Source organism: Facklamia lactis (assembly GCF_015863205.1).
Taxonomy (GTDB): domain Bacteria; phylum Bacillota; class Bacilli; order Lactobacillales; family Aerococcaceae; genus Facklamia; species Facklamia lactis.
In genome coordinates this window covers 214,543-236,864 of record NZ_JACBXQ010000004.1, presented here as the reverse complement: position 1 = coordinate 236,864, position 22,322 = coordinate 214,543, and the positions used below count along the sequence as shown (strand labels likewise).

The 22,322-nt window shown below is 36.6% G+C and carries 15 protein-coding genes and 1 tRNA gene; all 16 read left to right on the top strand.

Going from position 1 to position 22,322, the window contains the following annotated elements:
- Positions 1 to 52 precede the first annotated feature (52 nt).
- The 16 genes from HZY91_RS07920 (at position 53) to gatA (ending at position 22,319) form a co-directional block, all read left to right on the top strand.
- Positions 53 to 135, top strand: a tRNA-Leu gene (locus HZY91_RS07920).
- A 551-nt stretch (positions 136 to 686) separates the two neighbouring features.
- Positions 687 to 1,319: a DUF4352 domain-containing protein gene (locus tag HZY91_RS07915; RefSeq protein ID WP_197115741.1), complete on the top strand. Its 633-nt coding sequence runs from the start codon at positions 687 to 689 to the stop codon at positions 1,317 to 1,319.
- Between the two features lie 757 nt (positions 1,320 to 2,076).
- Positions 2,077 to 3,504 (top strand): alanine/glycine:cation symporter family protein, encoded by a 1,428-nt coding sequence (locus HZY91_RS07910; RefSeq protein WP_197115740.1) that lies wholly within the window; start codon positions 2,077 to 2,079, stop codon positions 3,502 to 3,504.
- Positions 3,505 to 3,636: 132 nt separating this feature from the next.
- Positions 3,637 to 4,827 (top strand): hypothetical protein, encoded by a 1,191-nt coding sequence (locus tag HZY91_RS07905; protein ID WP_197115739.1) that lies wholly within the window; start codon positions 3,637 to 3,639, stop codon positions 4,825 to 4,827.
- Positions 4,828 to 4,935: 108 nt separating this feature from the next.
- Positions 4,936 to 6,132, top strand: coding sequence for a class I SAM-dependent rRNA methyltransferase (locus HZY91_RS07900; protein ID WP_197115738.1), 1,197 nt, complete (start codon positions 4,936 to 4,938; stop codon positions 6,130 to 6,132).
- Between the two features lie 10 nt (positions 6,133 to 6,142).
- The gene (locus HZY91_RS07895) at positions 6,143 to 6,844 is read left to right on the top strand and encodes an ABC transporter ATP-binding protein (RefSeq protein ID WP_197115737.1); all 702 of its coding nucleotides are present in this window, start codon (positions 6,143 to 6,145) and stop codon (positions 6,842 to 6,844) included.
- 23 nt (positions 6,845 to 6,867) lie between these two features.
- Entirely contained in the window at positions 6,868 to 9,768 is a 2,901-nt protein-coding gene (locus HZY91_RS07890) for an ABC transporter permease (RefSeq protein ID WP_197115736.1), read from the top strand.
- Positions 9,769 to 9,863: 95 nt separating this feature from the next.
- Positions 9,864 to 12,104 carry a serine hydrolase gene (locus HZY91_RS07885; protein ID WP_197115735.1) on the top strand — a complete coding sequence of 747 codons (2,241 nt, stop codon included), beginning with the start codon at positions 9,864 to 9,866 and terminating at the stop codon, positions 12,102 to 12,104.
- A gap of 121 nt (positions 12,105 to 12,225) precedes the next feature.
- A complete protein-coding gene (locus HZY91_RS07880; protein WP_197115734.1) occupies positions 12,226 to 12,747 on the top strand; it encodes a hypothetical protein in 522 nt (173 codons plus the stop codon).
- 21 nt (positions 12,748 to 12,768) lie between these two features.
- A complete protein-coding gene (locus tag HZY91_RS07875) occupies positions 12,769 to 13,512 on the top strand; it encodes a glycoside hydrolase family 73 protein (protein WP_235991524.1) in 744 nt (247 codons plus the stop codon).
- 64 nt (positions 13,513 to 13,576) lie between these two features.
- The gene (locus HZY91_RS07870; RefSeq protein ID WP_197115733.1) at positions 13,577 to 14,713 is read left to right on the top strand and encodes an ATP-grasp domain-containing protein; all 1,137 of its coding nucleotides are present in this window, start codon (positions 13,577 to 13,579) and stop codon (positions 14,711 to 14,713) included.
- Positions 14,714 to 14,853: 140 nt separating this feature from the next.
- Positions 14,854 to 17,226: a UvrD-helicase domain-containing protein gene (locus HZY91_RS07865; RefSeq protein WP_197115732.1), complete on the top strand. Its 2,373-nt coding sequence runs from the start codon at positions 14,854 to 14,856 to the stop codon at positions 17,224 to 17,226.
- A gap of 12 nt (positions 17,227 to 17,238) precedes the next feature.
- Positions 17,239 to 19,254: an NAD-dependent DNA ligase LigA gene (gene ligA, locus HZY91_RS07860; protein ID WP_197115731.1), complete on the top strand. Its 2,016-nt coding sequence runs from the start codon at positions 17,239 to 17,241 to the stop codon at positions 19,252 to 19,254.
- Positions 19,247 to 20,542 (top strand): CamS family sex pheromone protein, encoded by a 1,296-nt coding sequence (locus HZY91_RS07855; RefSeq protein WP_197115730.1) that lies wholly within the window; start codon positions 19,247 to 19,249, stop codon positions 20,540 to 20,542. The genes ligA and HZY91_RS07855 overlap by 8 nt, the downstream gene beginning before the upstream one ends.
- A gap of 15 nt (positions 20,543 to 20,557) precedes the next feature.
- Positions 20,558 to 20,857, top strand: a complete 300-nt coding sequence (gatC, locus tag HZY91_RS07850) for an Asp-tRNA(Asn)/Glu-tRNA(Gln) amidotransferase subunit GatC (protein ID WP_197115729.1) — start codon at positions 20,558 to 20,560, stop codon at positions 20,855 to 20,857.
- 1 nt (position 20,858) lies between these two features.
- On the top strand, positions 20,859 to 22,319 hold the full coding sequence (gene gatA / locus HZY91_RS07845; protein WP_197115728.1) for an Asp-tRNA(Asn)/Glu-tRNA(Gln) amidotransferase subunit GatA: 1,461 nt from the start codon (positions 20,859 to 20,861) through the stop codon (positions 22,317 to 22,319).
- The last annotated feature ends 3 nt before the right edge of the window (positions 22,320 to 22,322 follow it).

Below are 22,322 nucleotides of genomic sequence, written 5' to 3'. Positions count from 1 at the left end.
TTGACAGAAGCCTGCTAGATTCGTTACAATAAATTTTATCGATGATAAATTTGCGGTCGTGGCGGAATGGCAGACGCGCCAGCTTGAGGGGCTGGTGTCCTTAAGGATGTGGAAGTTCGAGTCTTCTCGGCCGCATAGTAGTTTTTTTAACTACAACGAACTACTCTTAATCATTGATGTAGTCACCCTTTTAAATAAAAGATGTGTCAAAATTTATTATAATGAAATTTTAAGTCGTGACTTTTATGAAAATAAAAGTTACTCACCCTCACGATTAATAAGTACAAAACATCTCAGCTCTTCTGAGGTGTTTTTAATTTTAGAAGATTTATGAAGCATCTGTTAATAAACTAGAAAGACGACACCAAGATAACTGAACCCAAAAGCATGTTTGACAAGTAATTTACTGTGAAAAGATATATCATTAAAATAATTATAATATATAAGCTCTGGTCTAATAAGTGGCCAGAGCTTGTCATTTGAAAATTTTGACCGATTTCTATCAATTATTTAATGACCATCTTTTAAGAGATGATAGTCTAAAATGTTTAAAACTTTGTGAATTGTCTAAAAATTGAGAAGCCTTTTGCTTACCGTTTAAAGGTTTTAATATGGTATGATGTACACAAGGAACATAAGGGTATTAAATTTATCTATGTTTCTTAATATTTACTAGGAGGCCTGAAATGAAGAAAAGTTTTATTTTGTTTACTAGCTTATTTGTATTAAGCGGTAGCTTGCCAGTTTTTGCACAGGAAGATAGTAATGTTGAGGATATTCAAGCAGAGATTGAATCAAAGAAAGAAGAATTAAAAGAACTAGAAGATAAGTTGAAAGAGTTATCAGGAGAAGGATCTGAAGAAGCAGAAGAAGGATCTGAGGAAGAGAAAGACGAGAAAGAAAAAGAAGAGAAAGAAAAAGATGACGATTCTAAGAATAAAGTGATTGGTGAAACGTTTGAGCATGAGGGAATTGAAGTCACCATTGATGATCTTTATTTGACTGAGGAAAGAAATGAATATGCAGATAAGGAATTTGAGAATGTTCTTGTGATTGAATATACAGTCGTGAATAATACTGAAGAAGACTATACTGCTGGTCATGATTTTGAACTGTATGTAAAGGGTTCAAAAGCTGAACGTTACTTTATGATCGATGACAAGGGTGATACTATTTCGGCAGGACGTAGCACGGATGCTAAAGCTTCTTATGGCTTTGATGGTGATGCTGAGGAGATGGAGTTAGAATTTAAGAATAATTATTCTTACGATGGAGAAGATCCGATTATTATTCCTTTGGAAGAAGTAGAAGAACAATAGATAAATATTCCCCCCTGTTCGAGAGAGCAGGGGTTTTTTTATATATGTTGTTATTTAGTCATAAGACTTGTTCTGAAGTTTATGACTCATGAAAGTTAGGCCACCATAGATGAGGCTTAATAATGCTGTCCAGAAGAGTAAGAAAATTTTGGAAGGTTTTTTATGTTTACGCATATTTGTCTCCTTATGATGATGATAAGAACAATTTTATTATACAAAGGCATTAAAAACTTTGTCAATAAAAGCACTTTTCGCTATAAATGCCAGTATTTTCTTAAATTCATTTAAGAAAATATTGAAGAGCCATTAAAGGACAAAATTAGTGTAAACAAAAAACGGACAAAAGATTAATGCCTTAAAAACAACAATGAAAGCGCTTGTGAAGCTGTTGTCTAATTTTTGTTGATAATCACAGAAATTAGAAAATGCATTAATATGCTAATAATTCTATTTCTGAAAAAAGCTTTAACATTAGCGATAAGAAGACTTTTGTATTTTCAGAAGGAAAATTCTCTCTAAGAATATTAATAAAAGAAGAAAGTTTTCTTGTGAAAACGTTATAAATATGTTAAAGTTTTTGTATGTTGAAAACGATAACATAATGAAGAAAGTTGGTGAGGAAAACAAAAATAAATTACAAGCGTTTTCAATAGTAGTTTTATTTTACCTGTTGGAGTAAACTGATTTTATTTGTGATTTTTTATACAAACTTTGCAATTATTTTTTATAATACGGATAAATAAAGGGGATATAAATAATGAGTTTTAATGATGTAATCGTGATGTTACGAGATTTTCTGTGGGATTATGTATTATTATTTGCTTTTCTTGGAATTGGTCTATTCTTAACCATTCGTTTGAGATTTCCACAATTCTCTCGCGTTTTACCAGCTCTTAAGGAGATGATTTCTGATATTGTTAATAAGGTTCCAGCAGAACCAGGAGCGATGACACCGTTTCAATCATTAGCGACAGCAGTAGCTGCTCAGGTTGGAACTGGTAATATTGTCGGGGTTGCAACAGCACTAGCGTCCGGTGGGCCTGGAGCGGCATTCTGGATGTTGATATCAGGATTTCTTGGGATGGCAACCATCTTTACAGAAGCAGCTATGGCTCAAGTTTATCGTGAGCGGGATGAAAATGGCGAATTAGTAGGGGGACCTGCTTATTATATTAAGAATGGTCTGAAGCAAAAATGGTTGGCTTATATTTTTGCAATTATTTGTGTGGTAGCCTTGGGTGTAGTAGGTATTATGGTTCAAGCTAACTCTATCGTAATGTCAATGGAGTCAGCATTTGGCTTTAATCCTATGATTGTTGCAGGTGTGTTGATGCTAGTAGTGGGTTGGATTTTAATTGGTGGAATGGATCGTATTGCTAAATTTTCAGAAACAGTTGTACCAATCATGGCATCTGCCTATATTTTGGCATCTATTATTATTTTAATATTGAATCTTGATATGTTGATTCCAACTTTACGCTTGATTCTCGTTGGAGCTTTTACGCCAAAAGCTATGGCTGGTGGAGCTTTAGGGATCGGTATTAAAGAAGCTGTTCGTTTCGGGTTATCTCGTGGACTATTCTCTAACGAAGCGGGAATGGGATCGACTCCTCATTCGCATGCAGTAGCAAGAACTAAGCACCCAGCGGAACAAGGGTTTGTCGCAATGATTGGTGTTTTCATTTGTACCTTTGTCATCTGTGTGGCGACAGTAATGATCAACTTGTTAACGGGAGCAATGTCAGAAGAAATTATGTTAGGGTGGGAAACCGCTGAGGCAATGGAGAGTTATGCACAAATTATGACTCAAACAGCCTTTAATAATCAGTTTGGTGTAGTAGGAGAGGCTTTCCTTTCAATTTCATTATCTGCATTTGCTTTGACGACAATTGTAGGGTGGTATTTCTTTGCTGAGGCGAATGTTAAATTTATGATAAAAAATCCGGTGGTTGTTCATGCTTTTAAATTAGTAGCACTGATTGCGATCGCTTTAGGTTACTATGCAGGTGCTGGTATAATCTGGGATCTTGCTGACTTAGCAATGGGTATGATGGCTTTACCAAACATCATTGCATTAATTTTCTTATCTAGAAAAGCAGTAGAAGTATTAAACGATTATGACGCACAGACTAAGTTAGATGCGGAACATGTTCACTGGGATTATAAATATGAAGATATTCAATAATAATTAGTTTAACTTTTTGTCAATGATAAGAGGGACCATTAAGGTTTCTCTTATTTTATTTTGCAGGGAATATCGTGTATTATTTCTTCACTTCGTTTATAATAGAAAATGAGAAGCGTAGGAGGTGTGGGAATGCGATTCCGAAAGATGTATGTGTTACTATCGATCACTTTTTGCCTATTAGGGGTTCTTTCGATTGAACATACAATGATTAATGCACAAGAAGTAGAAAGTTTGATGGAAGACAGTTCTGAAATAACAGATCTTAATGTAATGGATGAAAGTAATGAAAAGCGAGACCAGCTTCAAGAACTGAATGAAGAATTAGAAAAATTAGAAAATATTGACCAGTATGAAGTGGACATAAAATGGACGAATATCAGTTTAGACCAGCCACTAGGAGAAATTCATTTGTTGGGAAACAATAAAACAGGTGACTTAGGTGGCCAAGGAAAGTATTATTTTACAAACTATTTTCCTCAGATGGCGGAATTTAACTTTCTTGCCTATCAGCGTTTTGATTTAGTATATATTCAACAATTTGATTTACTCCATTCGCTAGCCTTTTATAAGCAACCTTTCTTTAATTATGGCTTTGATGAGGAATTAGCTAAATATAAAGATATTTATGTCCAGGTTGATCATCATAATCTTCAAATTAATAATCTAGCGAGAATTCCTTCGTCTAGTCTTTTGTTTCTACCACAACTTGATAAATTAGAAATGGTAGATGAAGAAAGTTTGGAATTTGATGGTAATAAATACCAGATTGAACTGGAGCGTTTAGAAGTACCAGCTCAATTCTTTGACAATCGTTCATTATTTGTTATGAATTATAAATTAGACTATGAAATTAATTCATCTCCGAGTTCGAGATACGGATATAATTCTTGGGATGCGGTGATGAATCAGCAGTTGACCATGAGTGAAGATGAACGACTGATGTCATTTAAAGTGGAGATTTCGACTGACCTAACGTCGCAATTGTTAGGGTTAGATTCTGAGGAGGAGGCAACGATTTTACCTCCGAAGTTTGAGAAACAAATGAATTTGAGTAGTACTGGGTTGATGGATAAGATTACTAGAGTTGAACTAAGCTATGACAAAGATCAACAAGCATATGAAATTCTTGTTGAAGGAATGGTGGAGAATGTTGAGTTTAATTTATTTACGACGGATACAGCAGAACTTTCTACTAACCATGTACGAATGGAGTATCAGTTTAAGCCAACAAATAAAGAAATACCAACTTTAGATGAAATTGAGACGATGACTGCTAGTGAAGCTAGCTATCATTTAGAACAATTGCTAGAAAAAAATTAAATATATTGAATTAAAGGGTTAATAAAAGTGCTCAAGGATGTTTGGGGGTTTGTTGACCCTTTCTATTTCGAAATAAAACTAGGATAATGATGTATGGGAGAAAGTACGATGAAAAGATTTCGTTTAAGAAAAAAAGCTGCAGAGGCAATTAAGTTGGGGGAAAAATTAATCACATTGGAAGACTTTGAGAATCCAGGTGATATTCAGGATGCTAAAGAGGGGATGATCTTATGGCTTTCTGATCCAGAGCAGACATATACTGCTCAAGCAATTGTCGGGCGTCAGAATAAAGGTTTTGCTTGGGTTTTTAGTCAAGACACCTCTGATTTATGGTCGAAGGAATTAGTAAAAGAATTTTTATTAAAAGCAATCGAGCGTAGACGTTCACTTTTAGGGGATGAAACGACCAATGCTTTCAGGCTATTTAATGGTGAAGGGGATGGCGTTGGAGGACTGACGATTGATTATTATAAAGGCTACCTTCAGTTTACTTGGTATTCAAAAGGGGCTTATTTGTATCGAGATTGGTGGCTAGAAGCAATTGGGGATAGTGATCTTGACGATGTTCAAGGGATTTATGAGACGAATCGCTACAGTCTTACGTCAGGGGAAGAGGCCATTAGCTTAATCCATGGTGAACGTGCGCCTCAACCATTGGTAATTCAAGAAAAGGGAAGGCAGTATGCTATTTATTTAGGACAAGATTGGATGACAGGTCTGTTTTTCGATCAAAGAGAAGTGAGAGACTTTGTTCAAACTCAAGCTCAGGGCTTAAGTATGCTTAATCTTTTTTCTTATACAGGAGCATTCTCAGTTGCTGCAGCTATCGGTGGCGCGAGTCATACTGTTAGTGTGGATGTAGCGAAACGTAGTCTGGCTTGGACACAAGAAAACTTTAAACTTAATAAAATTTCGTTGGTAGATGGTCGCCATGAAATAAGAGTTGTCGATGTATTTGATTATATTGATTATGCTAAGAAGCAAGGTATAAATTTTGACTTGGTGGTTTGTGATCCGCCTAGTTTTGCTAGAACAAAAAACTACACGTTTAGCGTTTTAAAGGATTACGTTAATTTAGCGAAGGAGTTGTTTTCGTTGACAGCTCCGGGTGGTTTTTGCTTAATGGCTACTAATCATAGTGCTTATAGTAAGGAAGATTTTATTCAAGAGATAAATTTAGCTAATCAAAGATTTAAAGGAAATATGCAGTTAATTCAAACGTTTGATTTGCCAGAGGATTATCCATCTTCTAAAGATCCACAAAGTCACTATTTGAAAGTGCTCGTCTATTATCGTTCAGAGTAAGGAGTAAGAGATGGCGTATATTGAGTTGAAGGATGTTGTAAAAGAGTATTGGAGTGGTGAAGTGGTTACGCGTGCTAACGACGGTGTAAGTTTTATTATTGAGGAAGGGGAATTTGCTGTCATTTTAGGTCCCTCAGGGGCAGGGAAATCAACAACATTAAATATTATTGGTGGAATGGATCAAGCAAGTTCAGGTCAAGTCATAATTGATGGAGAAAATATTGCCAATTATTCTGCTAAAGAATTAACTAAATTTAGAAGGAAGAATGTCGGATTTGTCTTTCAGAGCTATAATCTTGTTCCTAATTTAACCGCTCAAGAAAATGTGGAATTGATGGTAAACATTTCGAACAGCAGCTTAAATCCTCGCGATATTTTAGAAGCAGCAGGTCTAGGCCATCGTGTCGATAATTTTCCTGCACAACTTTCAGGGGGGGAACAGCAGAGAGTTTCGATCGCAAGAGCTTTAGCTGGGCAACCAAAATTATTACTTTGTGATGAGCCTACAGGAGCTTTAGATTATGAGACCGGGAAACAAATATTGAAATTATTGCAAGATACATGTCAGCAAACACATACAACGGTTGTTGTGATTACTCACAATACTGTAATATCGCGTATGGCTGACCGAGTGATCAGAATTCATAATGGAAAAGTTGAATCTATTGAACAAAATCCAGAACCTGTTGATGTGATGGATTTACAATGGTAAGAATTTGGAGTGACAAGCAATAGATGAATCCTATATATAAAGATACGTTACGTGAAATACGGAAGTCTTTCCCTAGATTTCTCTCTATTTTTGCTATTATTTGTTTAGGGGTTGCTTTTTTTATTGGAATTAAAGCTACCGGCCCCTCTATGGTTAAAATAGCGAGTGACTACTATGAAAAATATGATATGCCAGATGGAAAAATAGAATCTCTCCAAGGCTTTAATCAAAAAGATTTGGACTTGCTGGATTCGATGAGTGAAATTGAATGGCAAGCTATCTCTTCGGTCTATGCAACGTTAGAGACGTCGAAACAGGCCATTAAGCTATATTCATATCAACCTAATCAAAAGCACCATTATTTTAAGCTGGTTGAAGGGCGAATGCCTCGTTCAAAAAATGAAATAGTTTTGGATGCGAAATATCTTGAGATTCTCAATAAGGAATTTAAGCAACCAATTAAAGTTGGAAGTTCAGTTGAAATTCTTCAAGATCAGAAAGATCAAAGCTTTGATTTAATCAATCAACATTATCCTGACTCAGTTACAAATATACAGGTTCCAACATTATCAAATGAACATTTTACAGTAGTAGGCTTTGTTGAAATGCCTATTTATTTCGAACGTGTCAATCGTGGGATGAATTATACCAGTTTTGGCGTGGTAATTGAGGATGTAGTTGAATCCAATATTGCAACCGAAGTATTGTGGTGGCTAAAGGGAAATCACTTCTCTTCTTATACGGAGGAATATCACCGAGCGCTTGACCAGATGACACAAGAAATTGAAGAAATCTTACTTGACCGTCCTCAACAGAAATTAGAGAGTAGTCAGAGTGTTTTTGATAATGAGATTCATGAATTGGAACGAGACTTACTTAAACATAACTATCACTTGTTGAACAATTATAAAAAAATAGGACCAGAAGAAGAGCAACTAGATGCTGCGCTTGAAGAATTTGATAATGGGTTGGTTCAGATGGCTGAGACTGAACTAAATGTATTTCAACAAAATGATGCGACAATAAAATTGAATGGTCCGGTGGAGAATCAGTCTGAAAGTGTTGGTAGCTTATTAGAAGGTCAATCTCAATCAAATTATACTAGGTATCAACTTCAGTCAGCTCATCAAGCCATTGTGCAAGGAAGAAAAAGCTTGAGAGAAGGGATTCAAAAAGGTGTATTAGGAATCCGACAAGGGGAATTAGGAGTACTTGATTTACAAACAGCTAAATCAGAGCTTACAAAGGTTACTTATGAGGTAAACGATCGACAAAATTTTAGCTCGTATAATACTTTATTTGATAATGCAAAAAAACTAAATGTCATTGCGAATCTTTTTCCCATTTTTTTCTTTGCCATTGCGATTTTAGTAGTGTATTCAACGGTTAAAAGAATGGCTTATGAGCAGAGAAATTATATGGGAACAATGAAACAAATGGGATACTCTAATCGTCAAATTATTAGTAAATTTATGATTTATGCCGGTTTAGCCTGTTTGTTCGGAGTCATCTTGGGTATCTATTTAGGCTATAAAATATTCCCTCCGCTGATTATTGGTGCCTATAATTTAATGTTTTATCTTGATGAAGTGAAAGTAGTAGAGTCAAATCGGTGGAATCTGATAGTTTTCAGTATATCTTTGATGTGTGCACTTTTACCAGCAGTTTATACTCCGATTAAAATGTTGCAGAAAGCACCAGCGCATTTATTAACAGCAGAACCGCCTAAACAGGGAAAGAAAATCTGGTTAGAAAATTTGACATTTTTGTGGAACCGGTTGAATTTCAATCGGAAGATGGCGCTTCGTAATTTATTTCGTTATAAAGGCCGAAATTTGATGACCCTGATTGGAGTGTCTGGCTGTACAATGTTGATTACAACAGGATTAGGCATTAGTGACACCATCTCTGGACTTGTATCTAAACAATTTGATAGTATTCAGTCATATGATGCTACCATTTATTTAGAGGAAGACTTGACGGCATATCAACTTGCTCAAATATTAGAGAAAGTGGCAGCTACTTTTGGAGTAAAGAACACAATTCCTATTTATAGTCAAAAATTTACAAGTAATGGTATAAATGGAATAGAAAATGAGATTAACCTTGTAGTTCCCTTGGGGAGTTCTGAGGATTTTAATAAATTTGTTAGTCTTCATACACGGCAGGAGCCACAAAGGCTTTTATCGCTCGACCAAACAGGCCCCTTAGTGACTGAGCGTTTAGCAGAGCTTTATCATTTAGAACAGGGATCTCAATTGTTGCTAGAAAAGGATGCGCAAGAATACTCGTTAAATATTGATCGAGTGATTGAGAACTATGTTCTACATTATGTTTATATGTCATCATCCGATTTTAATAAAATTTTTGAGAAGAAAGTCCATGGAAATGCTTTGCTCGTTAACTATCATGATAAAGTGAATGTGAATCAATTAGAGGATACTATTGGAGACTTGGAACATGTTTTAACAATTGTAAATACCGACACCGTCCGAAGCATGGCGAGTCAATCGATGGACAGTTTGGGTTTGATTACGCTCGTACTAATTATAGCGGCGGCAGGACTTGCTTTTATAGTGTTATATAATCTAACTAATATTAATATTGAAGAGCGTATTAAAGAACTTGCTACAATAAAAGTATTAGGTTTCTATTCTAAAGAAATTAGTTTGTATGTTTATGAGGAGATTATGTATATAACATGTTTTGCTTCGCTTATTGGTTTAGGCTTAGGTAGAATATTGACTCATTTAATTATGAAGCAGATGCAAATGGAAGATATGCTATTCTATCCTAGGATATCGTTGAGAAGTTATGGGATATCTATTGTGTTAACATTAGTTTTTTCAAGTTTGGTAATGTTATTAATGCATGGTAAAATAAGGAAAATCAATATGGTTGAAGCTCTCAAGGGAGTGGATTAAAGGAATGGGGATTGTCCCTAACTTCTAGAATATGCTACAATAATAGCGTGAATAAAGATGTAAATGTTACAGAGTGAAATATAGGAGGTAACAACATGCAATGTCCAAATTGCGGCCGAAAAGTAAGAAGTAAGACACAGTGTGCATATTGTGGATACCATTTTAATTCGGCTGATAAACAGGAATTTAAACAAGATAAGATCGAAAAACAAGAATCGAATGTAAAGTATGAACCATCATCTAAAGTAGGAAGAGAAGATAGGGTAAGTCGAAGGAAAGCTGGGGACTCCGTTCCTAAGCCTGAGTCTACACCGATTCAACCAATTCCTCGCAGAAGTTTAGATAAAGAGATGGCTGAAGCTGAAGAACAGGCTCAAGAAAATTATCAAAAAGTCAATAGAGCCAGTCATGATCAAGGATTGGATGAGGATGAAAGCTTCAAGCAGCGTGCAGATGAAGTTTTTGCTTACCCATATACTGCTAATCAAGAAAGTTATCAAGAAGATTATGATGAAGAAGAGGAATATATTGTTCCTAAAACAAAACAACGATCAGGAGGAAGCGTACTTGCCACTATTCTAAAATTGTTGTTAGCTTTTGCTTTAATCTTTTTACTGTTTTTATTTGCACCACGCATTATTGGTAAAATGAAAGAGTATTTTGCTCCAAATCATAGTAGTTTGCGTCAAGTGCCAGAAGAGCACCAGGATTCGCCTAATTTAGCGGGATCTGAAGCGATAGAAGAGGGAGCACAGCAAGAACAAGCGAATGATGATCAGGATGAAGAAGTAGCAAAAGAAAACTCAGCAACTGATCAAGAAGCTAAAAAGAAAAATGAAACGTCTGCAGGAGAAGGAGAAAAGGAGTCTTCAAATCCAAGTTCTGAATCAGAAGGAAAACCTGAACAGTCTGATGAAAGCCAGTTATATCAAGTGAAAAGTAGCCAGGTTAACGTGGATGACTACCCAACAATCAGGGTGGAATTAGATTTTGACCAAGAGCTGTCGAAAGTTGATCAAAATACTTTTGATTTTAAAGTTAAATATAATGACACTGAAATTAAGTTGGATGATGAATATTCTTTATTAAAAGAAGGCAAGAAATTAATTATAAGTTTTGTTGATCCTGCTTTATCCGTTGTGGGAGAAGACACGAGTAAACAAGCGCTCCTCATTGAGACGGAAGGTTTCAGTGATAGTGTTGCATATGATGTGCCGAGTAAAGATCTCGATGAAGAAAAGGCTCAAGAGTTAAGCAAGATTGCAAAAGAAAACTTAAATGAGCAAGGAGATGCTTCGCTATTTGTTCATGTTCAGGATGAGAAGTCACCATTTGTCTATGATAGTAAGGCAGTGGAAGCTGATAATTTGATAGGTTGGTTTATTCTCCAAAGAATATATGAGCTTGTTGCAGATAATAAGGTTCAATTGGATGATACAGTGAAGTTTAATGACCAACTATTAGCTTCAGGTGATTTTGGGACTGTCGCTACAAGTGATGCGACAGAGTATACGGTTCAAGAACTGATCGATTTGACTATTCAACAAGGTGATGCGAGTGCTATGAATCATTTGGTTCAATTAGCAGAAGGTGTAAATCAATTTAATTATTGGCTAAAAGAGTCCGGGTATTTTACAACAAGAATGAATGCTCCTTTAGCGGTAGAAGGAGAGAATTATATCTCTGGGGCTATGACTAATGCTACTGACATCGGACAGTTGCTAGAGAAATTAGCTAATAATCAACTGATTGATAAAGAACGAGATGAAATGTTTAAAGAGGCACTCCTTCAATCTCCTATGTCTGAGAAATTCCCTGCTGAGAATGAGTTAGTGGAAAGAAGGTTTGAACTTTTAACCTCAGATGCCAATACGAATGTCCAGCATTATTCTGGAATCATTGAAACATCTGAAAAGCCTATAATTTATGTGATTATGAGTGATGAGTTAGAAGATCCAGCTAGTATGAATACTGCTATTCAGCAAACAATTAGTCAAAGTCTAGATTATATAGTAGAGGGTCAGACGACGGAAGATCGAGAACAATCTGAAGACGAATCACGAGAGGAAGAAGCCAATGCGGAGGCTGAATCACGTGCTCAAGCAGAAGCTGAATCTCGGGCAGAGGCAGAAGCGCAATCGCGTGAAGAATCAAATCGGGAAGCGAGTCAAGTAACTCTTGTTGATAATGAAACGACTGCTGAAATTTCGCCATCAGGAGAAAATATTAGCAATTTGTATGAAGGGAAACAGACTGATAATTATTATTGGTTTGGAGATGAATATCGCCGAGGCACTTGGTATCAAGATGAAAATGGGAAATGGTCCTATTACTAATGATTCGTCGATAGAAATAATGAAGCATTTTTTGTAGTGTACTACAAAAAATGCTTTTTTTGATGATTAACCTTTTGAGCTATCACCCTTTAGGTGTATAATAAAGAAAAGGAGTGATGTTATGAATCCAGCACTAGTTCAAATTGTTGTCTACGTCATAAAGGAAAAGTACCAATCAGAAAAGGCTTTCTATCATGAAAAGTTAGGAATAAGTCCCCAATCTTGGGATCGATGGAAAAAGGGTGAGCAGGGGTTAAAATTTGAGAATATCCAGATACTCTCTACTTTATTTACTGATTATGAGTGGATGCTAGTTCAAAAAGTTGTTCGTAATGCTGAAATTATGCCTGATGTCATGGCTAATCCAGTTCCAGAATATCTATATTTGAAATATCAAATAGCTAAGACTTGGGTCAATCATGGGATGGTAAGACTTGAGTGGCATCACAGCGAGAGTTATTCGGATAAAGCTAATACTACTATTTTACAATTGATTGCAGAATATAATTTTTGGGGCTACAATGATATCATTGAGATTCGATTGCCAGGAATTTTACGTCAACAAATTGAAACAGATGAGGTAAAACTCCTACAATGGTTTGATGACCAAAGTGAAAGATTGAAAGATAATAGTGAGGAATAAACAATAAGTGTGGTGAAGTGATTGGTCAAGAAAGCACGCAAAAATAAACCGCGTACGTATAAGAGTGGACATAGTTCGTGGTCAAAAAGTCGGAAAAAGTGGCAGAGAAATTTTAAAAATTGGTGGCAAAATTTTTTCCGTAGAGCAGGATATTTTGCTTTCTTAATTTTAATTATTTTTGTGTTATTAATGGGTCTAATGTGGAGATGGTTGTCTCATCCATCACAATTTGAATCGTTTCCTGATTTTATTAGTGATCAGGCTTACCCAAGTGAAGAAGAATTTATTGCTCAAATCGTTCCAACAGCTCAAGAGCTTCAAGAAGAATATGGTGTGCTGGCTTCGGTTTCATTAGCTCAAGCCATGCTAGAGTCTGATTTTGGTAGGAGCCAGTTAGCCAGTGAGCATTATAATTTATATGGGGTTAAAACAAGTCCAGATGATCCGAATAAGGCGATTTATCCAACGTTGGAGTATGTGGATGGTGAATGGGTCGAAGTTGATGAGCCATTTAAAGTTTATAGTTCGTGGAGCGATTCTATGCGAGAACATGCGGTCTTGATAAGTGGTGGAACTACTTGGGATCCTGGTCAATATGATGCAGTTCTGACGGGGAAAAGTTATCAAGAACAAGCTAAGGGCTTACAGAGTTCAGGTTATGCTACTGATCCAACCTATTCAGATAAAATTATTGAATTGATCGAAAATTGGGATTTAGATCAATATGATCAGGAAAATACTACAACTGAGGAAAAGAATATTTAACCTTAAAGCATAATATATGGTATGATAGCTTCACGACTATGTGTAAAAATAGAGGGGGAATTACATGACCCAGAGACATTATCCAGGAGCTACTATTGGGATTATTGGATCATCTTTAACATCGGCTCTTTTGGCTCAAGAAGCGGGTCGTTTAGGCTATCGTGTAGCGAGTTTAGTACAAGATCAGCAGAATCCAATTCAGCAATTTGCAAGTTTTCAAATGGTGGTAGAAGTATACTCTGATGCGATTTTGATCGAGTTTGCAAAAAGGGTAGATTTAGTGTACGTAGAGGTAGGGATTTTATCGAATAGAGATTTTCAATTATTAGCGGATCATACTAATTTATCTTTATCAGAAGATCTTATTGCTATCACTACAGATCGGTTGATTGAAAAAGTCTATTTAGATTCTACTAAAAGCTTAGTCGCGCCTTTTTCTATGGTGACCTCATTAGAAGATATCAAAGAGGCTGTTGAATATATAGGCTATCCCTGTATTTTAAAATCAGGACAGAGGCATTTACCCGGAGCGCATGATCATATCATTCTTTATAATGAGGAAGATTTGGAACATGCTCAGGGGAAGGTTGATTATGGTACATGTGTCTTAGAAGCATGGATTCCAGTAGAAAAAAAGGTATCTCTAACCGTAGTAAGAAATGAGCGGGGAGATATGTTATGTTATCCACCTTTTGAATTGATTGATAAGGGAGATATTATTGGAATTCAAGTGAGATATCCAGCAAGAGTTGAAAGTTTTGTAGAAGAAGAGATCAATCGTTTAGGTCAATTAATCGCAGAATCTTTATCTTTAATCGGTTCTTTAACTTTGGAATTTTTTATTACTTCAGCAGGTGTGATTTATATTAATCATGCAAGTATTGGTTTATCTGAAGCGGCTGTTTTCACCATTGGTGCCATGTCAATTTCTCATTTTGAAGCGTGCATGAGAGCTTTGGTGGGACTACCTTTGCCAGAACTCTCACCCATTAGTGAGGCGGCTGTTTCCATACCAATTGAACAGTTGAATTTTGCGAATGTAATGATTCAACAAATGGCTAGAACGGATTGGGGTTTTGTGTTTGTGAATAAACCAAGTTCCACAGCTAATCATTTAGATGGTCAAGTGATCATTACGGGAGATTCATTATCTTCCTGTGATCGACAAATTGAGGTAACCGAATTATATAAACCTGATTAAACAGTATAATAATGCTAGTGTGTGTTTACACTAGCTTTTTTTTATTGAAAAATAGCAGACGAATTGGGGAAGGGATATATGTTCGTTATTTTTTTTGTTATAATAGTACAGATACTGTAGAAGGGGAATGGAGAGATTAAATGAGCTTGATGGAAAGAATTCAGCAATTAAATGATCGGCAAAAAGAAGCAGTTTTAACCGTAGAAGGGCCATTGTTGATTGCAGCAGGAGCAGGTTCAGGGAAAACTCGAGTTTTAACGCATCGAATAGCCTATTTATTAGAAAATAAAGCAGTGAATCCTTGGAATATATTGGCCATTACCTTTACAAATAAGGCGGCCAATGAGATGAAAGAAAGAGTACGCGCCTTAGTAGGATCGGAGGCTGATTCAATTTGGGTTTCAACTTTTCATTCAATGTGTGTCCGAATTTTACGACGTGAGTGCGAGATGGTAGGATATCAGCGTAATTTTTCGATTGTAGATCAAAGTGAGCAGCAAACACTTATGAGACAAGTATTGAAAGAGTTGAATTTGGATAGTAAACAGTTTCGAGAGAAAGAGCTTCTTTGGGTGATTGATCAAGCGAAGAATGAAGGATGTTCTGTTGAACAGTATACAGAACAAGCTGGAAATTTTGTTGAAGAGATCCAAGCGAAAGTTTATGCTAAATATCAGGAAAAGCTCAAAGCCGCGAATGCAATGGATTTTAATGACCTTATTTTAAATACGGTAACATTACTAGAAAATCATGAATATGTACGTCGGTTTTATCAACAGAAATTTCAGTATATTCATGTGGATGAATATCAAGATACCAATGACAGTCAATACCGACTTGTACAACTATTAGCTGGTTTATTAAAGAATATTTGTGTGGTTGGTGATGCAGATCAAAGTATTTATGGTTGGCGAGGTGCCAATATGGAAAATATTTTGAATTTTGAAAAGGATTATCCGGAGGCCAAAGTAATTTTTTTGGAACAAAATTATCGTTCTACTCAAAATATTCTTAATGCTGCAAATAGCGTAATCAAAAATAATTATAATCGTAAGGCTAAAAAACTTTGGTCTGATAAAAATACGGGTGAGAAGATTAAATTTTATCGGTCCAACAATGATACGGATGAAGCTTGTTATGTTACTCAACAGATACTGGAGAATAAAGATCAATTAGGACTTACAAATTCTGATTTTGCGGTATTGTATCGGACACAGGCACAATCTAGGACGATTGAGGAGCAGTTGCTAAAAGCTAATATCCCTTATAAAATTATTGGTGGGATTAAATTTTACGGTCGAAAAGAAATTCAAGACACCTTAGCTTATTTGCGTTTGATTGATAATCCTACTGATAATTTAAGTTTTAACCGAATAGTAAATGTTCCTAAAAGGGGAATCGGGAATGCAACGATTGAAAAATTGGCGCTGTTTGCTGACTCTATCGGAAGTTCTTGGTTTGAAGCAATTCCAGAGCTTGTTCATTCTAATTTATCGTCTAGTGCTCAGAATAAATTGCGAGAGTTTGCTCAAATGATTGCGAATTTACAAGAACAGGCTAAATATTTAACGATTACAGAATTAGTGGAACAAGTTTGGGAGCAATCCGGCTATACTCAAGCATTAGTTGAAGAAGGAGATTTAGAAAGTCAGACTCGTTTGGAAAACCTAGAAGAATTTGCTTCTGTGACCAGACAATTTGATGAGGAAGATCATGAAGCTTTAAAAGAAAGTGATCCAGATCTTATTAAGTCAGACGAAAATCCACAAGTTAATTTTGTGCCGGAGATAACACCCGACTTGTTCAATCCAGCATTCTTAGAAACAGAGGATCTCCCAGGTTTACTGGAGGAACAGGCTTCATTATTAACGTTATTTTTGACAGAATTATCTTTAGTAAGTGATAAAACGGAAGAAGAAACTCAATCAGCTGTAACTTTGATGACCATGCATGCGGCAAAAGGGCTTGAATTTCCGGTTGTCTTTATTGTAGGGATGGAAGAAGGATTATTTCCTTCGTATCGTGCTTTTGAAGACAATGAAGAAATGGAAGAAGAACGCCGCCTAGCCTATGTAGCCATGACTCGAGCTGAAAATTTATTGTATCTAACAGCTGCTCAGAATCGTCTAATTTATGGACGCTATCAGCAAAACCTTATCAGCCGTTTTATTGATGAAATCGATCCTCTGTTATTAGAAAAAGTAGGATTACCCTTACAAGATAACTCATTTTATCCATCACAATCTCAAGCATCAAAAGTTAAGCTAGGGAAACGACCATTTACTTCCCAGCGTGTGACTAAAACAAGAGCGAAAAATTCAGACAAAGAAAATACAAAAATGATTTTGGATTGGAATGTTGGAGATAAGGTGATGCATAAAGTATGGGGGCAAGGGACGGTTGTGAGTATTGATTCTACCTCTAAAGATCAGATATTAAAAATTGCTTTTCCTGAACAAGGTGTAAAACAGTTAATGGCAGCTTTTGCTCCGATTAGTAAGGTTGAAGAATAGGGGGACTAGCTAATGGATAAAGACTTACGCGAGCGTTTAGATGAAATAAAAAATCAACTGAATGAATATGCCTACCATTATTATGTCTTGGATCAGTCTCTGATTTCAGATCAGGAATATGATATGTTGTATCATGAGCTTGAAACAATTGAAAAACTTCATCCTGAATGGATCACTATTGACTCTCCTAGCCAAAGAATAGGTGATCAATTGTTGGAAGGCTTCTCAAAAGTTAGTCATGCTGAAGCTATGTATTCTTTGAGTAATGCATTTAATAAAGAAGATATCGCAGGGTTTATTAAAAGGGTTCAGTCGATAGTCGGACAAGATCTAGAGTGGATGTGTGAATGTAAAATTGATGGCTTGGCAATTGCCTTAACTTATGAAGATGGGCAGTTTGTAAGAGGGGCAACACGTGGCGATGGTAATATTGGCGAAGATATTACGAACAACCTTAGAACGATCCCAGCCATACCTTTGCGTTTAAGGGAAGAGGTTTCTGCTGAATTTCGTGGCGAAGCATATATGCCAAAAGATATTTTTCTTCAAATAAATGAGCAAAGAGATGAAATGGGGCTGGTACCGTTAGCAAATCCTCGGAATGCTGCTGCTGGAGCATTAAGGCAGATTGACCCCAAGAAGGTAGCAGAACGTAAATTGAATGTTTTTATGTATGGATTAGCCAATAGTGGGAAACATCAGATAGCTTCTCAAGCGGAATTATTTCAACGGATCGAGGAACTAGGTTTAAGAACCAATCCACTAAGAGAGATTTGCCGTACGCTTGATGAAGTATTGAATTATATTGACAAGATTTCTGAAATACGTCATGATTTGGTATATGAAATTGATGGAATCGTTATTAAAGTGAATGATATAAAACAACAACAAGACTTAGGCTATACTGTTAAGGCGCCTCGTTGGGCGATTGCATATAAATTTCCAGCAGAATTAGCTGAAACACGCATTCTAGATGTTGAGTGGACAGTGGGGCGTACGGGAGTAATCACCCCAACTGCTAAGATGGTACCTGTTCAATTAGCAGGTACTGTTGTTCAAAGAGCCAGTCTGCATAATGTAGATTTTATTGAGAATTTAGATCTGCGGATAAATGATATCGTCTCTCTTCATAAAGCAGGAGATATTATTCCTGAAGTTACGGCAGTTATGATTGATCAAAGGCGAGAACCAACAGAGAAACTGTCTATTCCAAAGAAATGCCCAGCCTGTCATACTGATTTGGAAAGAATAGAGGGTGAAGTGGCGATTCGATGTATAAACCCTAATTGCCCTGCTCAAAGACTAGCCCAAATTAGTCATTTTGTTTCAAGGCAAGCGATGAATATCGTGGGCTTAGGTGAAAGAATCATCCATCAAATGTTAGAGAATCAATTAATACAGGATATAGCAGACCTGTATTATCTGACAAAAGAAGATCTATTAACCTTGGATAAAATTAAAGAGAAATCTGCAAATAATTTGTATCTAGCAATCCAAGCTTCTAAAAGTAATTCACTTGAACGACTTCTTTTTGGGTTAGGAATTCGGCATGTGGGAGCAAAAGCTGCTCGCTTAATTGCGCAAAAATTTGGTACAATAGAAGCAATCAGCCGTATTAGCCCGGAAGAAATAAGTGATATTGATGGGATTGGACCGATGATCAGTAAGTCACTGGTGCAATATTTTAACCAAGCGGATAGTCAACAATTGATCGATAAATTGAAGAGAGCTGGAGTTCAAATGAGTTTTCATGGGCAGTCTTCATCGATTGATCCTTCATCCGAATGGTTAGGTAAAACAGTTGTTTTAACGGGAACTTTGTCACACTATACAAGAACAGAAGCTAAGGAAATTCTAGAAAGTTTGGGGGCAAGCGTCACAAATAGTGTTTCTAGTAAAACAGATCTCTTAATTGCTGGAGAGCAAGCTGGCAGTAAGTTAGTTAAAGCTGAGAGCTTGAAGATCAAAATAATAGACGAAGCAACTTTTGTTCAAAAACTAGCAGAAAGTGGAGTTGAAAATGAATAAAAAACTAAAAGTGTTTAGCTTGATGGTTATACTGAGCTTGCTATCAGGCTGTTTAAATAATTTAGATGCTCAAGACGAACAAGAAACCACTCCGAATCCAGATACGGTTAGTGTTCAAACAACTGCCAATCAGCTATCTTCTGAAAACTATCGAGCGGTTATCACTGATGGGAAATATCAACTTGGTGCATCAGCTAGTTCAGATTATACTCTATCTTCAACGGGAAATGCTTTTGCCTTTGAAGAAGGACTTTTAAGATTGGGAAGAGAGGTCTTTCCTACTGACCAGTATTATCTTCAGGAGGGGCAATTGATTGATGAAGAGACCCTTACCTCTTGGGTTGGAAGAGAGTCTGAAGAAAATCCTGAGGGGCTAAATCCTGCTATTCCTTCTGATGCAGAACAAATTCCTTTAGAATCTTCTGAAGAAGAGTCTGTTTCACCTGCCGATGATCCGGAAGAAATAGGTGAAATTTCGATTACGGATACAGGAGAAGAAGTAATGGTAGATGAAACCGGAAGCATTATCGAAGAAGATGAAGATGATGAAAATGAACAAGCTGTAACGGAAGTTCAATCTACCCCTATTTATTTGTCACAAATTATGGAAAAGAACATCATGGTTGAAACGGAAGAAGGGTTTGAATTAGGTGGGATCGTTATAGGCCTATCGATGAATTCTACCTATCAATATACCGATCCAGAAGGAGTCGTATACGAACAAGAAATTTCTATGGGGGAGATGCGTGAACGAGGACGTGCTTATGCGAATATCATAGTAGGAAGGCTGAGATCTACTGAACAATTGCGCTCGATTCCTATTGTTGTGGGGATCTATCGTCAATCTCCTGCCGAAGAAATTGTGGGTGGAACTTTTGTTTCAGATGGTATATCTCGTGAAGGGAACGCAGTGTCGGATTGGACAGATCGGAATGAATATCGGGTAGCTTTACCGCAATTAGAAGCAGGGGTTGAAGGAGAAAAGTATGCTTATTTTGATAATTTTTCTTCTGCTGTCCGGAATTTTTTCCCTAATCTTAACGGAATATCAGGACAAGCTTTATATATTGATGAAAACTTGTCGACATTAGATATTGAAATTGTGACCCAATTTTATCAAATTACAGAAGTAACGGCGCTCACGCAATATGTGATGGATATGGCTCAAACACATTTACCGGAAAATATAGCAATAGAGATAAAAATCATTTCAAATACGGGTGTGGAAGCCTATGTTGGAAGACCTGCGGGTCAACAAGAATTTCAATCACATATTTTTAGACAATAGGTAAGGGGGATATAAATGATTAGTAGAGAAGAAATTAAGCATGTCGCTCATTTAGCTAAATTAAGTTTTGATGAAGAGAGTTTAGATAAAGTGACACCTGAAATTCAAGGGATTATTGAATTAGTCGAACATCTTCAAGAAGTAGATACAGAGAATGTTGTCCCAACTTTTCATGGCAATGATTTACAGAATGTTTACCGGGAAGATCAGGCTATTCCAAATGAGAACTATCATGAATTAATAAATAATGCACCATCCTCCCAAGATGGATATATTCAAGTGCCAGTGATTATTGAAGAAGGGGAGGGAGCTTAAAATGAATTTTCCAGATACAATTAAAGGAATACAAGAGGGGTTAGCTAACGGTCAATTTACAGCAGTAGAATTGATAAATTCGATTTATCAGCGTATTGAAGCTACAGAATCGCAGGTTAAATCTTTTATTCATTACGAAAATCATAAACAAGCGGCCCTAGAAGCGGCTTCAAAAGCTGATAAAATTGGATATGCAGACGGGGCACCACAATTAAATGGAGTTCCAGTAGCGGTAAAAGATAATATTTTAACAAAAGGTTTTACAACAACTGCTGCCAGTAAAATGTTAGAAAATTTTGTTCCCACATATGATGCGTTTGTGATTAAACAGCTGAAAAAAGCTGGTGCAATTGTTATTGGAAAGCTTAATATGGATGAATTTGCGATGGGAGGTTCAACTGAAAACTCATATTTCCATCCGACGCACAATCCGTGGGATTTAGAGCGTGTACCAGGTGGCTCTTCAGGAGGTTCTGCAGCCACAGTAGCTGCGCGTCAAGTTCCAGCCTCATTAGGAAGCGATACTGGGGGATCCATCCGTCAACCCGCTTCATATACGGGGATAGTAGGAATGAAGCCTACGTATGGAAGGGTGTCTCGTCATGGAGTGGTTGCGTTTGCTTCTAGTTTAGATCAGGTGGGTCCTATGACGTTAACTGTCGAAGACAATGCAAGGGTACTTCAAGCAATAGCAGGTCACGATCTCAATGATGCAACGACTTTACCGAATTGCAATGAAACGTTTGCGAGTAAAATTGGTGAATCAATTAAAGGAATGAAGATTGCTTATCCGAAAGAATATCATTCTGATGCAATTAACCCTGAAGTTCGCCAAGCGATCGATAGAGCAGCCGATTTTTTTAGAAAAGAGGGAGCGATTGTAGAAGAGGTGAGTTTGCCACATTCTGAATATGGGGTGAATGTATATTATATTATTGCTTCGGCCGAAGCTTCATCTAATTTACAAAGATTTGATGGCATTCGATATGGCTATCGTTCAACAGAAGCGCATAATTTAGATGAGATTTATACTAAATCACGAAATGAAGGGTTTGGAGAGGAAGTAAAGCGTCGGATCATGATTGGAAGCTATTCTTTGAGTGCCGGTGCTTATGATGTTTTCTTCAAAAAAGCAGCACAGGTTAGAACATTAATTAAGCAAGATTTTGCGAAAATTTTTGAAGATTATGATCTTATAATGGGTCCAGTGACAACAAGCACGGCCTTTAAATTAGGAGGACGGATCACAGATCCTTTAGAGATGTATGTGGCTGATTTATTAACAGTTCCTATTAACTTAGCAGGAATACCAAGTTTATCTATTCCAGCTGGATTTGATAATAATCGACTACCAATTGGAATGGCTTTAACGGGGCCATCGTCAAGTGAAACAATATTATACCAAGTAGGACATGCTTTTGAACAAGCACATGATTTCTATCAAAAGAAACCAGAATTATAGGAG